The organism is Streptomyces poriferorum (genome assembly GCF_019399235.1).
In the GTDB taxonomy this organism is placed as follows: domain Bacteria; phylum Actinomycetota; class Actinomycetes; order Streptomycetales; family Streptomycetaceae; genus Streptomyces; species Streptomyces poriferorum.
This window is the reverse complement of sequence record NZ_JAELVH010000223.1, coordinates 1-13,568: the sequence shown is the minus strand read 5'-3', so window position 1 is coordinate 13,568 and position 13,568 is coordinate 1. Positions and strand designations below refer to the sequence as shown.

Genomic DNA, 13,568 nt, shown 5'->3' with positions numbered 1-13,568 from the left:
CACCTTCCACCGCCACCCCGCGGCAGCACGGACGGGGTGGCGGTGGAAGGTGCCCGGGTCGGGGCGGCGGAGGGCTCCGTACTCGGCGACGCGGGCACGACCGACGGCGTGGCCGTGGGCTTGGGTGAGGAGTCGGCGAACGCCGAGGTGGCGGGCACACAGACCGCGCCGACCGCGACAGCGGTGAGGAGGGCGGTACGCAGAGACGTACGCAGGGGCATGAACATGGCTCCGTTCCAGGTCGGCCTCGACGGCGCCGCGGTGCGGGTCGCACCGTGGCGCGAGGCGTGCCGACAGGCTGACGCGAAGTTATGAAGAAGCTGTCAGGACGCTGTGGTCATCGCATCAGGGCTGTACGGAACCGTCCGTGGAACCGGCCACGGGGGCGTTTTTCGATCGATCGGCCGGAAGCCGCAGGGTGAACACCGAGCCCTCACCCGGCACGCTGGCCGCCGTCGCCGTCCCGCCGTGCGCCTCCGTCAGTTTCCGTACGATCGCCAGCCCGAGACCGCTGCCGCCGGTGCGACGGCTGCGGGACTTCTCACCGCGCCAGAAGCGGTCGAAGACATGGACGAGGTCCTCGGCGGGGATGCCGGTGCCCGTGTCCGACACGTCCACGAGGACCGCGTCGCCCGACTCGGAGCCGTACGCGCGCAAGGTGACCTGCCCGCCGGCCGGGGTGTGGCGCACCGCGTTGGACACCAGGTTGCCGATGGCCTGGCGGAGCCGGACCGGATCGGCCGTCAGCCCCGGCACAGGACGGTCCGGCGGAGATGGCGGCGGCACGGTGAGGGCCACCCCGGCCGTCTCGGCGCGGGCCTGGTGCGCGGCGGCGACCTGGCCGAGCAGTTCCTCGATCCGTACCGGCTCGGCGTGCAGGCGCAGGGCTCCCGCGTCGGCCTGGGCGAGGTCCTGGAGGTCGTCGATGATGTGCTGCAACTGCACGGCCTCCTCGTGCAGGGAGGCGATGAACGCCGGGTCCGGATCGGCCACCCCGTCCTGCGCCGCCTCCAGCCAGCCACGGATGTTGCTGAGCGGGGTGCGCAGTTCATGGGCGACGTCGCTGACCATGGCCTTGCGCTGGGATTCCAGCCGAGCGCGGTGGGCGGACATGTCGTTGAACGTGGCGGCGAGCCGCCCGATCTCGTTGTCCGCGGTGACCAGCACCGGTGCGCCGTCCTCCCCGTCGCGCATCCGCTGGGCGGCGCCTGTCAGGGCGCGCAGCGGTCGGACGAGCCGGGCGCCGACGAGCACCGAGGCGCCGACGGTGAGGGCCAGGACGAGGGCGGCCGCGCCGGCGATCCTGGCGGTGTTCGCCGGGGAGAGGTCGAAACCGGGCACGGTGGTGCCGCCGGTGTCGCTGATGAAGAGCAGGGCGGGCGAGGCGACGTACGAGCTGAGCTGCTCCCGGCGTGCGGTGCCCACACAGGAGGCGATGGCCCGGTCGTCCTCGCCGGTGCCGACGGCTGGTGCGGGTGCCGCGCTCGGCATGACGCTGGGCGTCTCGGTCGGCGTGGTGCTCGGCGCGGTCTCCGGTTCGATGCCGGGTGCGGTGCGGGGTGCCTCGCTCGGCGGCAGGGTGGGGACCGCCGTGGGTACGGGTTCCGCGCTCTGCCCCCAGGAGAGGTCGAGTTTCAGGTGGACGCCGCTGCGGTCCTGACGCTTCAGACAGGCGTCGGCCAGCTGGTTGAGGGCTTTCAGGGCCCGCTGCTCCGTGGCCGTCGGGGCGTCGAGGGCGTCGGTGGTGCAGCGGCTTTCCTGTATCCGTTCCGGGTCGTTGCCCACCGCCTGGATCACCGGGCGTCCGCTCTCGGTCCGGACGACGTCCGAGGCGATCCCGGCCTCGCTGAGGCAGGCCACGCCCCGTTCCGCGATCTGCCGCAACGCCGTACGTTCCGCGGCCGGCAGCCGGAACGGCCCGACCGCTCGCGGATCGACGCGGTCCGCCGGGGTGCCGGACGGGCCCGCGTTCTCGGCGGCCAGCGCGGTGTCCACCGACAGCGGGTCCACGATCGCCGACGCCTGGGTGGGCAGCGCCGCGGCCTTCTCCGGCGCGGCCGAGTCGGCGAGCGGCGCGCGCTGTTCGGTGGTCAGCGCGATCCGCCGGCCGGACTGCTCGGCCAGGTCACGCACGGTCTCGTCGACACCGTCCCAGGTGGGATGAGCCGCCGCGTAGCCGAGCAGGCTGTGGTAGATCCGGGCGTCGGCGGTGAGGTTCTGACCCTGCTCCTTCAGGATCGCGCCGGACGTCGTCTGGACGGCGAGCCAGGCCGTGGCGGCGACCGAACACGCCGCCACCAGCGCCGATACGGCCAGCAGCCGGGCGAACAGGCTCTTGCGCAACGGCAGCCGTGCCCGCGACGCCCCGGACTCGGGCGCCGCCGCACCGCGCGTTCCGGGCAGGGGGCGCTCCCCGCTACGACGACGCACGTGCCGTGGCCTTCGCCGGGTCGGTCAGCTTGTAGCCGACACCGAAGACGGTGAGGAGCCGGGTGGGCCGGCGCGGCGCGGGCTCGATCTTCTTCCGCAGGTTCATGACGTGAACATCGACCGTGCGGTCGCTGATGTACCGGTCGAAGCCGTGCAGCTCGGCGAGCAGTTGCTGGCGGGTGAAGACCCGCTCGGGCTCGGCCGCCAGGGCGGCGAGGATCCTGAACTCACCCGGAGTGCACTCCACCGCCTCGCCGCCCCGACACCAGGTGCCGGGTGGGATCGACCACCAGGGTCCCCACCGTCAGGACGGCGGCGTCCGCCGGAGCGGTCTCCCCGGCGTCCGACGCGCGCCGACTGCGGCGCAGGAGCGTGCGGACCCGGGCCATCAGTTCGCGCGGGCTGTACGGCTTGGTCACGTAGTCGTCCGCGCCGAGGTCGAGGCCGAGCAGTAGATCGTCCTCCGTGGAGCGGGCCGTCAGCATCAGCACCGGCAGCTCCCGGCGCTCGGCGCGCAGGACGCGTACCACGTCCAGACCGTCGGCACGAGGCATCATCACATCGAGGACCAGCAGGTCCGGCTCCCGGTGCCGGACCGCGTCGAGGGCCGCGAGGCCGTCGCCGACGACGGTGACGGCATGCCCCTCCCGTTCGAGGTAGCGGCGGAGTAGCTCCGCCTGTTTCGCGTCGTCCTCGGCGATGATCACATGTGCGCACACGCGTCCGATCGTAGAGGGGTTCGAACGGCGGGCGTCGACCTCTTGCCGGGAGGCCCCGTGAACTGCTCTTGTGTACCCGCAGGTAACCGGAGTGGACGGTGGACGCGCGGGCGGCGTTCGGAAGGACGGTGGCGCAGTGGAGCCGAAGGCGGGACAGGAAGTGCGTGGAGCGCTGCCCGAGGGACTGGCCGACGCGATACGCACGACGGCCGAGGAGATCGCGGAGCTGTTGCGCACCGCTCCCGACACCGGCGCTCCCGTGCCGGGGCTGACGTGGACGGTGGGGGAGGTGGCCGCGCACCTCGCGCAGGCCAACGCGCTGATGGCCGACGTGGCGGCCGGGCATCCGCGGTCCCACGGCGACGGCAGCCCGCAGAGCATCGCCGCAGCCAACGAGGAGGCACTCGCGGCCTTCGGCGAGCGCGCGGCACACCCCCTGGCGGCGATGATCGTGGCGCAGGCGGCCGCCTGCCTGGACGCGGTGACCGGACATCCCGCGGACGAGACGCTGATGACACCGATGGGGCCGATGAACCGCGCGGTCCTCGGCTCGTACCTCCTGACGCACATGCTGGGCCACGGCTACGACCTGGCCCGTGCGCTGAAGCGCCCGCACATGGTCGACGCCGCCCGGGTCCGTCTTGCGCTCCCGTTCATGGTCCGGGCCATGCCCCGGGTGACCGAGGCCGGCACCACGGCAGGGCTGAACGTCCGGTACGCGGTACGGCTGTGGGGCGGCGGCCGTTTCGGTGTGACGTTCACCGACGGCACGGCGGCCGTGGACCACGAGCTGCCGGACCGCCCCGACTGCACGATCTCCATCGAGCCGGTCACGTTCCTGCTGATGGCGCTCGGCCGCAGCTCGCCGGTGGGCGCCATGGCCCGGGGACGCGTCTTCGCATGGGGCCGCAAGCCGTGGCTCGGTCCCCGGTTCCCGGCGTACTTCACGGCGCCCTGAGGACACACGGGCACGGCTGGGAGGCGCGCAGCCTACGACCCGCTGTTCTCGTGCGACTCCATGAGCTCCTGGTGCGCGGCCACCACGTCCTCGGTGAGCACGGTCACCATCTCGGCACGGGTCGGCGTGCTGTCGGCGTGCGTGGCGTACAGCCGTAGATCCCGTTGCGCGGAGGCCTTCTGGCACAGCTCCCGCGCGAACCGGGCGTTGCCCACCGTGTCGGCCATCCCGCCGTCCACGATCGCTGAGCAGAAGGTCCCCAGGACCTCGAGCGCTCCTTCGTCCGGTTCGTCGCCCTGGGAGGCCAGAACGGCGCGGGCGATGAGGACCAGCTCCTGCGCGGAGTAGGACGGGAAGTCGACACGCGTGGTGAAGCGGGACACGAGCCCCGGGTTGGCGGCGAGCAGGCCGGCCATCTCCTCGCGGTACCCGGCGAGCACGACGACGAGCCGGTCGCGGTCGTCCTCGGCCCGCTTCAGGAGCACCTGCAACGCCTCGTCACCGAACGCGTCGCCGCCGCTGTACCCGCTGTTGGACAGGGCGTACGCCTCGTCGATGAACAGCACGCCGTTCAGCGCCGAGTCGATGACCTTGCTGGTCTTGATGGCCGTGGACCCGAGGTGCTGCCCGACCAGGTCGACGCGCTGGGCCTCGATGACATGCCCCGAACTCAGCAGCCCGAGCCCGGCGAATACCTTGCCGATGATGCGGGCGACGGTCGTCTTGCCCGTGCCGGGCGGACCCGCGAAGACGAAGTGCCGGGGCCGCGCCCCACCGGGAAGCCCCTGCTCCTCACGCAGCGCGGCCATGCGCAACTGGGCGATCAGCGTGAGCACCTGGCGCTTCACGGGCTCCAGGCCGATCATGCCGTCGAGGGACTTCTGCGCCTCGGCGAGCAGCCGGGCGCGCGCCTCGGCGTCGGGCTGCGCGCTGTCCGTGCCGCCGGGAGGCGTCGGGCCCCCGGCCGGGGCGGGGGCCGGGGCCGGGACGGTGGGCGTCGGCGCAGCGGGCTGCGCCGGCTCCGCGGGCCGCGGCGGAACCAGGTCGGCGGCCCTGGGGGCCGGAGAGGCAGCCGGGGCCGGCCGGGCCCGGGCGCGAACATCCACGTCGAAAAGCCCCGGCGAACACCGGAAGGCGTACTGATACCGCTTGAGCGCCTCCTCCTGCCGCCCCAGCTCCTCCAGCGAACGACCCATGAAGTACTTGGTCTCCGCGTCGAACCTGCTGCCCGTCTCCAGCTTCCGCGGCAGCGGCGCCAGCACGTTCAGCGCCTCGTGGTAGACGCCCTGGGCGAACAGCGCCGCGCCGACGTACAACTGCGCCTCGTCGTAAAGGAACGCGTCACCGATACCGGTCGCGAACCTCAGCACGAGGGCCCAGTCCTCCTTAACGAACGCGTAGCGGGTGCAGACGAACTTGGTCTCGTCGCAGTCGAGTTGGGCGGACGAGAGCCCCGCCCACGCCTCGTCGACCCGCTTCTTGTCCAGCAGTGACGACATGGCCGCCAGCCACAGGTCGCGCGCGTTCTCCAGGCGGAACGTGACGTAGTGGCCGATCTGGAACGTGGACCGCAGCGGCAGCCCGAACCTCGTCCGCAGCGCACCGAAGTTCCCCGAACTCCGGAGCATGGCATCCAGCGCCTCCTCCTGCCGCTGACCGGTCGCGTGCAGCCCCAGCCACGCGTCGGCGGCGGAGGGGTCGTGGGTGGTGGCGAGCGCGAACTGCGCGCCGGCGCCCGCGGAGTCCCCGCGCTGCATCAGGGCCATCGCCTGGCTCCACGCCTGCTCGGCCTTCCTGACCGAACCCCGGCTCGCGGCTGGACCCTGCACGTGCTTCTCCCCTCGACGGGCGCTCAGCCCGCTCCGGCGGCCGACGGGGCCCACCCTGATGACCTGGAACGCTGGTCAGGATAACAACGCGCGCGCGTCGCGCCCCTGCACATGTCCGGTCGCGATCGGGGTGGACACACGCAGGCCGGTCCGGCCGTGACGGGTTCGTACGGGCGCAGGAGCGGAGAGGCTGTCTCCGCGGCGTGCAGAGGGGGTGGAAAACGCGTCGGGCGGCGCTCGCGTGGTGAACGCGGGCGCCGCCCGGAGCGATGCCGAGGGCCAGGAGAGCGAAGGAACTCGATGTCAGAGAGGAGTGAGAAGGAAGCCCCTTCATGGCCTGGCCGTGGCCAACGCTAGCACTCAGCCCGGGATCAAGTCGCGCAGATTTTCGGGCGTGATGACCCGGGAGTCAGGGTGCAGTCCTTCGGGGCGTTCGAGACCGATGTACGTCACCGGCTCGTCCGGGGACGGTCCGCCGTCCCACAGATCCACGGTCGAGCAGCCGGCCGTCATCAGGTCGATCAGATACCTCACGGTGAGGTAGTCGCGTTCCACGACGGCGCGCACCACCTTGGAGACCGACACCTGGTTCTCCTCGACCCGGTTGGCCGACGAGATGCCCTTCAGGTACAGGTGCAGCCACTTGGCACGCCAGCGGCCGTCGTCCTCGCGCCGGAACACCAGCGGCAGCGCCACCCGGCCCGCTCCGCGAAGGTCTGACTTCATGCGCACCGTGCGCGGCTCGAACGGCCGGCCCTTCTGCTCACCGTCGCGCAGCATGAATCCGAAGAACGACTCTTCGACCTCCTCGAAGTTCTCGCCGGAGAAGATGTTGACCTGCGGAACGATGCACGCGCTGCGTACCCGGTCCAAGGACAGGTTGATGAACTCCGAGGCGCCGTCGGGCGCTTCGGTGACATCGCCCGAGTGCTTGCCCCCGACAGCCGTGAGAGAGGTGTAGGAGAGCCAGGAGTCGGTGCTGTAGTCAGTGTGGAGAAGCAGCGCCGAGAGGTCGTAATCGGTCCGGTTCTCGCTCTCCTTCCAGTACACGAAGAACCGCAACTGGTCGCCGTCTACCGCGGAGAGTGAACCGCGCGGCAGTACACCGAGCCCACCCGCGGTCGCCCTGCCGCTGAGCGGGAGCGCCACGTCGAACACGTCGGGGTCGACCAGCAGCCGGCCGGGCGCCGGGAGCCTGCGACGAATCTCGGCGTCCAGCGCGGCGATCAGACGATCGCGGTCCGAGGCGGGGACCGGGGGCCGGAAGTCGGGACTGACCCAGCCACGACCCCGGCGGTTCACGAAGATCCGGGGCGCGTCGGTCTCCCGTTCCCGGTTCTGGAAGTGCTCGCGCACCGACAGCACGACTCGTCCGGAGACCTGGGGAGCCACCTCCACCGCGGCGGCCACCACAGCGTCCCGTTCCTCCTGGCCGGCGGCGATACGCAGCAGGAGGTCCAGGGCGCGGAACAGTTTGCCGGGAGCGGACTTCAGCAACCGCACCGCCCCGAGCACGTCGTACGCGTCAAGGAGCTCTTCGACACGGCTGTCGAAGGTCCGCGCTTCCTTCTCGCGCCGCGCCACCGCGAACACGTCGGCGGCGTGCGGCCAGCGCGGGTACTCGTGCGGGTGGAGACGCTCGCCGAGCCGCTTGAACTCCTCGCGGTACGCGTGCACATCGGCCAGCTTCGCGGGGTTCGCCGCGATCACGGCGTCAAGACCCGCGAGCAGGGTGCGGCGGACCGGCCGCGAGAGAGCCCGGAACCGGGTCGGCTGCTGCAACGTGACATCGCCGTCCGACAGTGCGCAGGCCAGCCGCAATACATCAACCACGGTGTCCAGCAACAGGCCGGCGCCGACAGCGAGACGGGCTTCGTTGACGACGGCCCGGTTCTCCCGGACCGGGATCGACTCCGGCTGGGGGCCGCGTGCGCACGGTCCGGCGAGCGTCCTGAGGTCGCGCAGGTGCTCCTCGCCCAGCGGCGTCGTACTGCCCGCCAGGGCCAGGTACAGGTCCGTGACTTCCTCTTCCAGGTCCCCTCCGGGGTGCAGGACCGTCACCCGGTCACCCGCCGACGCGATCAGCGCGTCCTGCGCCGCGAGCATCTCCTCGTAGGTGTGCTGGTAGCGGCCGTACGTGGGGAGGCTGAGCAGGTCCAGCACTCCGTGTGCCAGCTGCGTCAGCACGTTCTCGCGGGTCCTCTCATCGCCGAGTGCCTTCGTCACGCACGACGTCCAGAACTCTTCGGTGCCCGGCACGTTCGCCGGAAAGTCGATGAAGTACGCGTTGTGCCGGACGTGGTCGCCCACCATCTTGCTCACGGCGCGCAGCGTCTCCTCGGCGGTGCGCACGACTGTGGCCTCGGACAGCCCCGACAGCCGCTGCAACAGCTCCGCCGAGAGCTTGAATCCCACGGACGTCAGTGCCGCATCGAGGCTCCGTGCGGCGGTGCTTCCTTCCCCGGTGACACCCTTGGGGAGGGGGATTCGGTGGGTGTGCCGGATGACCAGCGAGTCGAGACTGTGCGTCATTCGTGGATGATCGCAGAGGTGTACGAGTCGACGCACAGGAGTTTTCTCCTGACTGCTCGGGCACCGTGTGACGCGACCGGCGGCGAAGACCGGGGACCCGCTCGGGCGGGGCGAGCGGCTGGATCCGCAGATCGGTGTCGCGCTCAGGCAGCCATGGCCACGGACGCCTTGCCGAACGAGGGCTTCCGCGTCCCGCCCGCCGTGCGCTCCCCGAAGACGACGACCCGCAGTAGCGCGAACCGCCCGGCGCCGGCGACGGCCGACGCGGACAGGTAGACGCTCTGCTGAACGAGCGCCGAAGGCTCGGACTGGACCGCGTACAGGCAGAACAGTGCCCCGGTCGTGAAGGCATAGCTCACCGCCACGGTCAGGCCCGACTGAAGGTGGACACCCCACCCCCGGCGCTCGCTGCGGAACGAGACCCGGCTGTGCAGTTCGGTCGCGATCACGGTGGACACGACCGTGACGAGAGCGTTGGCGAGGACCAGCGGCATCCGGTCGTGGAGGAGGACCAGCACACCACTGGAGGCAACCCCGACCCCGCCGCCGCAGATCACAAAGCGCACGAAGGCCGCCAGGGCCGGGTGAAGCGTGCGCGTCGGCTGGAGCGAAGGGGCGGTCACGAGGGGGCCTCCGAAGGCTGTGTGAAGCGGTGCGCCTATTCCACTCCAGAACCTACGGACCCGGCGTCCTCCGCACGACCCGGTTTCCCCCCGACCTTCCTGGGGGTTATCCCCCAGGGGACGGTGGAGGCGGGCCCCCGGTTCCGGTGTGAGGCAGCGTCGGAGCGCAGCGCGGCTATGGCTTCGAAGTCCCCACAGGAATGGGGCTGTTCACCAAGGAAGAACCGCGACCGGAGCCCGGCGACCTGCGTCGGGGCCAAGCCGTGTCGTGCCGTCCGGCAACAGTATTCTTCGGCCATGGCACTGCGACCCGACGAGTTCTACGCCCACGCACGTACTGCCGCGGATGATGAGCGACGGCTCCCGCTGGCCCGTATGACGGGTTGGGACGTCAGCCCGTTCGAGCCGGACGGTCTGCGCGTCGCGCCGATGCGTCCTCCGGTTCTGCCCGAACCGGCACGGCACGGCGAGGACCCGGCGGACTGCGGCGCGTGCCGCGACCGTGACGAGGGGATCTGGCTCGACGACCGTTGGCGGCTCACCCGGATGCCGGGAGTCGGCGTACCGCTCGTGCTGATGCTGTATCCACGTGACCACTGCGACCTGGTGGACCTGGCCGACGAACTCGCTGCCGAACTGGGGGTGCTGACCACTCATATCGCCCGCCATGTGCAGGCGCTGCCCCACATCTCACGGGCGCATGTCTACCGCATCGGTGACGGGGGCGCCCATCTGCACATCTGGTTCTTCGCCCGTCCCGAGGGGCAGGCCCAGCTGTACGGGTCGTGGATGCCTGTCTGGGACGACCTGCTGCCGGAGTATCCGGCGGAGGTGGCCGAGGCGGACGCGGCGATCGTGGCGGACGCGTTGGTCGCCTCTTACGGAGGTCATCGGCCGGCGGTTCGTGAGCTGCCGTCTGCCTGACCTGGTGTCTCCCGACCAACTTGCCGGGTGCCCGACTCAACTGCTGTGACGGGCACCCGGCGGGGCGGGCGTTCGCGGCGTGCGGTTCCCCAACCTTGATCTCATGTCCCCGCGCTGACCGCAGTTTCTCCCACTGCCACGTCAGCTCCATGCGCCGAGCGGTGTGCCCGGGAGAACTACAGCCGCCATTCCTCGGCAAGGAGGCCGAGGAGTTCCGCCTGGCGCTTCTCCAGATGCTCCGGTGTCCAGGTGTCTTGACCCAGTACCTGTGTGGTCAGCGGAAACGTGACCACACCCCGCTTGAGGTAGCGCTCCTTCTTGTCGGTGAAGTCCAGATTCTGCACCTGGGAGTTCTTTGCGCGGCTGAGCAGCACCAGGTTGGCCAGTCGGTGTGTCCACAGCGCGCGTTCGTCCGAGGTAAAGTCCGCACGCCACTGCGACTGAGGACCGGGGTTCTGGGGGAGCACGTGCTCGACCGTGACGCGCGGAGCGTCATACGTCGCCACGATGTCGTCCTCGGCCACCAGCTCGTCGAGTCGCAGCAGGATGTACCGTCGCGTCCTCAGTTCGTGGTAGACCTCGCCGTTGAGCCGGTGCAGTGTCTCGGACCGCTCGGCCACCGTCAGTTGCAAGGCGGGGGCCTCCAGTCCCCTGTCCGGGGCCAGCTCCTTCAGCTCGGTCAGCAACTCGGCGAAGCGGAACACGCGGGGGGTGGTGTAGACGCGTCGGATGAACATGCTCGCGGCGAGCCGCTCCAGTGACCGGAGGAACGAACTCAGCCACACCGGATCGTCTCCGTGGGACGTGAGTGCCCACAGCGCGGCCGGCCACCAGTCGTTGTTGTCCAGCAGCAGCAGCCTGCGGAACCACAGGTTGACCTGATCCGAACCGTCTCCGGCGGCGTAGGCCTTGTCGCGGATCACCGCGGAGGCCTCGGCGTAGGGTACGAGTACATGGTCCACGAACTCCTTGGCTCGTCCGCCCTTGTAGTGGACCAGGACCTGGCTCTGGAACTCCTTGAGCAGTTCCTGTCGGGCCCGTTCGCCGGAGAAGATCATGCGGATGTGGAGGAAGAGGTCGGAGAAGTCCTCACGGCCGAGGCTTTCCTCGGAGTCCTCCCACCGCCTGGCGTATGTCTCCGAGACCTCCTCGTCGATCTCGCCGATGATCTGGGCCTTGAAGATGTCGGCAGGCGACAGGTCGAGGCCCCGGGAGTTCATGACGCTGAAGATTCGATGGGCGCTGTCCAGGTCGGGGGTACTGACTGCGACCAGGAAAGTCTGGACCCCCATCAACTTGCACAGGGATAAACGCTGTTCGTCGCTCCAGGAGGCCAGGGCGGTGTGCAGTGCCAGCGCGTTTGCCTGAACGGCCCTCTGCGCGTCGGTCCTGAGGTTGTGGGGGTTGAGTGCCAGGAGGGTACTGATGGAACCGGCGTTCTGGATGTGCTGCTGGAAGAAGTCGGCGTCCCGGGGGCGCAGGGTGAGACGGGGTTTGGCCTTCAGCCCCAGAACCGTGTTCCCGGGCTCGGAGATCATCGCCACCAGATTGGTTACCACGTCGGGCTGCTGCGCCAGATCGCGCAGCACCGCCAGAAGGATGGTCAGGGTCGTCAGACGTTGCTGACCGTCGATGACGTCGGCCTCGGCCGATCCGCTGTCCTTGACGAGAACCAGGGAACCGAGGAAGTAGGGCTCACCGTCGCCTCTGAGGAGGGCTTCCTCTAGGTCGGCCAGGAGCTGCTGGGCCTGTTCGGGCTGCCATGCGTAAGGCCGCTGGTAGTCAGGGATCCGGAAGTCGTAGTCACTGCAGAAGACCTTGTGCAGTGGCACTTCGCGCGCTTCGAGTTGGGCCATGGCCTGCATGATTCCCCACGGGATGTGGGCTTCGCAGCGAAGCGGGGGAAGATCTGCCCCATGTGCGAGGTCGTCGGTGGTGCGACATCATGTCGGGAGCGCATGTCTGTGCGAGGAAGTCGAAGAGCCAGGTCAGCGCGACGGTGGCCGCGTAGGCCCGAACTGCACTGCCGCGCGCGGGCGACGAGAGCAGAGCACCGCATCCGGAGAGGTTGAACGCGTTCCCCGCCGTCGCTCGTACCGCTTAGGAGCGGGTGGGTGGGGACCGGGACGCTCGCCGGAGCGCGCGGCCTCGTCCGTGGGCTGTTCCGTCGCCGGGAGTTCGGTGGATCGCCACCCCGTGCACACCGCACGGGCCTTCCGCCGGCACCATCGGTTCTGGAACACTCCAGTCGCCTTCGCCCGCTGTCCCCTCACCCCACAGAGGCCCCACCCATGGCAGAACTGAACCGTCGCCGCCTCCTGCAACTCGCCGGAGGGACAGCCGCGTACACCGCGCTGTCGAGCAGTATCGCCCGCGCCGCCTCCCTTCCCGCGAAGGGGAGTACGGGCAGCGTGCAGGACGTCGAGCACATTGTCGTGCTGATGCAGGAGAATCGTTCCTTCGACCACTACTTCGGCACCATGAACGGCGTTCGCGGCTTCGGCGATCCGCGGCCCGTCACGCTCCCCAGCGGAAAGCCGGTCTGGCATCAGAAGGATCTCCTCGGTAAGGAGGTGCTTCCGTTCAGGCCGCCCGCCGACGAGCTCGGGATGCAGTTCCTCCGGGACCTGAACCACGACTGGGCGGGCGGACACCGGGCGTTCAACAAGGGTGCGTACGACCAGTGGGTGCCGGCCAAGACCGCGACGACCATGGCTCACCTCACACGTGAGGACATACCGTTCCACTACGCCCTCGCCGACGCGTTCACCGTCTGCGACGCATACCACTGCTCGTTCATCGGGAGCACCGACCCCAACCGCTACTACCTGTGGAGCGGGTACACGGGGAACGACGGCTCCGGAGGCGGCCCCGTGCTCGGCAACGACGAGGCGGGATACGGCTGGACCACTTACCCCGAACGGCTGGAGCAGGCCGGGGTGTCGTGGAAGGTCTACCAGGACATCGGCGACGGGCTGGACGCCGCCGGGTCCTGGGGGTGGATCGACGACGCCTACCGGGGAACGTACGGTGACAACTCGCTTCTGTACTTCAACAGTTACCGCAACTCCGAGCCCGGGGATCCGCTCCACGACAAGGCCCGCACCGGTACCGACATCAAGCACGGTGGCGGGCTCCTCGACAACCTGAAGGCCGACGTCCGGGCCGGGACGCTGCCGAAGGTCTCGTGGATCGTCTCGCCCGAGGCGTACAGCGAGCATCCCAACTGGCCCGCCAACTACGGTGCCTGGTACATCTCCCAGGTACTGGACGCGCTGACCGCGGACCCCGAGGTCTGGGGCCGGACCGCACTCTTCATCACCTATGACGAGAACGACGGCTTCTTCGACCACGTCGTGCCGCCCTTCGTGCCCTCGGGCCCCGCGCAGGGGCTGTCCACCGTGGACACCACCGCCGACTACTTCCCCGGAGACATCCGGTACGCCGCCGGGCCGTACGGGCTCGGTCAGCGGGTGCCCATGCTCGTCGTCTCCCCTTGGAGCACCGGCGGGTTCGCGTGCTCCGAGGTCTTCGACCACACCTCCGTGATCCG

8 protein-coding genes and 2 pseudogenes are annotated in these 13,568 nt (G+C 70.0%); 3 read left to right on the top strand and 7 right to left on the bottom strand.

Annotation, left to right across the window (positions count from 1 at the left end; translation table 11 throughout):
• The 3 genes and pseudogenes from JGS39_RS41730 to JGS39_RS29540 form a co-directional block, all read right to left on the bottom strand.
• A pseudogene (locus tag JGS39_RS41730) lies at window positions 1–221 on the bottom strand (sortase-dependent protein); the annotation flags it as partial.
• A 124-nt stretch (window positions 222–345) separates the two neighbouring features.
• Entirely contained in the window at window positions 346–2,430 is a 2,085-nt protein-coding gene (locus JGS39_RS29545) for a sensor histidine kinase (RefSeq protein WP_372456177.1), read from the bottom strand.
• A pseudogene (locus tag JGS39_RS29540) lies at window positions 2,417–3,137 on the bottom strand (response regulator transcription factor). The gene JGS39_RS29545 and the pseudogene JGS39_RS29540 overlap by 14 nt, the downstream one beginning before the upstream one ends.
• 148 nt (window positions 3,138–3,285) lie before the next feature.
• Between JGS39_RS29540 and JGS39_RS29535 the strand changes: the two are divergent.
• Window positions 3,286–4,107, top strand: coding sequence for a maleylpyruvate isomerase family mycothiol-dependent enzyme (locus JGS39_RS29535; RefSeq protein WP_219572760.1), 822 nt, complete (start codon window positions 3,286–3,288; stop codon window positions 4,105–4,107).
• Between the two features lie 32 nt (window positions 4,108–4,139).
• On the opposite strand, the gene JGS39_RS29530 is transcribed toward JGS39_RS29535, so the two are convergent.
• The 3 genes from JGS39_RS29530 to JGS39_RS29520 all read right to left on the bottom strand — a co-directional run bounded on the left by JGS39_RS29530 (window position 4,140) and on the right by JGS39_RS29520 (window position 9,091).
• The gene (locus JGS39_RS29530) at window positions 4,140–5,936 is read right to left on the bottom strand and encodes an AAA family ATPase (RefSeq protein ID WP_308120785.1); all 1,797 of its coding nucleotides are present in this window, start codon (window positions 5,934–5,936) and stop codon (window positions 4,140–4,142) included.
• A 360-nt stretch (window positions 5,937–6,296) separates the two neighbouring features.
• Window positions 6,297–8,468, bottom strand: a complete 2,172-nt coding sequence (locus tag JGS39_RS29525; protein ID WP_219572759.1) for a TerD family protein — start codon at window positions 8,466–8,468, stop codon at window positions 6,297–6,299.
• A 143-nt stretch (window positions 8,469–8,611) separates the two neighbouring features.
• Entirely contained in the window at window positions 8,612–9,091 is a 480-nt protein-coding gene (locus JGS39_RS29520; RefSeq protein ID WP_219572758.1) for a GtrA domain-containing protein, read from the bottom strand.
• A 297-nt stretch (window positions 9,092–9,388) separates the two neighbouring features.
• On the opposite strand from JGS39_RS29520, the gene JGS39_RS29515 reads away from it, so the two are divergent.
• Window positions 9,389–10,015 carry an HIT family protein gene (locus JGS39_RS29515; RefSeq protein ID WP_236064274.1) on the top strand — a complete coding sequence of 209 codons (627 nt, stop codon included), beginning with the start codon at window positions 9,389–9,391 and terminating at the stop codon, window positions 10,013–10,015.
• A gap of 176 nt (window positions 10,016–10,191) precedes the next feature.
• Here the strand turns inward: JGS39_RS29515 and JGS39_RS29510 are convergent, their stop codons facing one another.
• Window positions 10,192–11,871: a DUF262 domain-containing protein gene (locus JGS39_RS29510; RefSeq protein ID WP_219572757.1), complete on the bottom strand. Its 1,680-nt coding sequence runs from the start codon at window positions 11,869–11,871 to the stop codon at window positions 10,192–10,194.
• Window positions 11,872–12,306: 435 nt separating this feature from the next.
• On the opposite strand from JGS39_RS29510, the gene JGS39_RS29505 reads away from it, so the two are divergent.
• A partial coding sequence (locus tag JGS39_RS29505) for an alkaline phosphatase family protein (protein WP_308120782.1) occupies window positions 12,307–13,568 on the top strand: 1,262 nt, incomplete at its 3' end.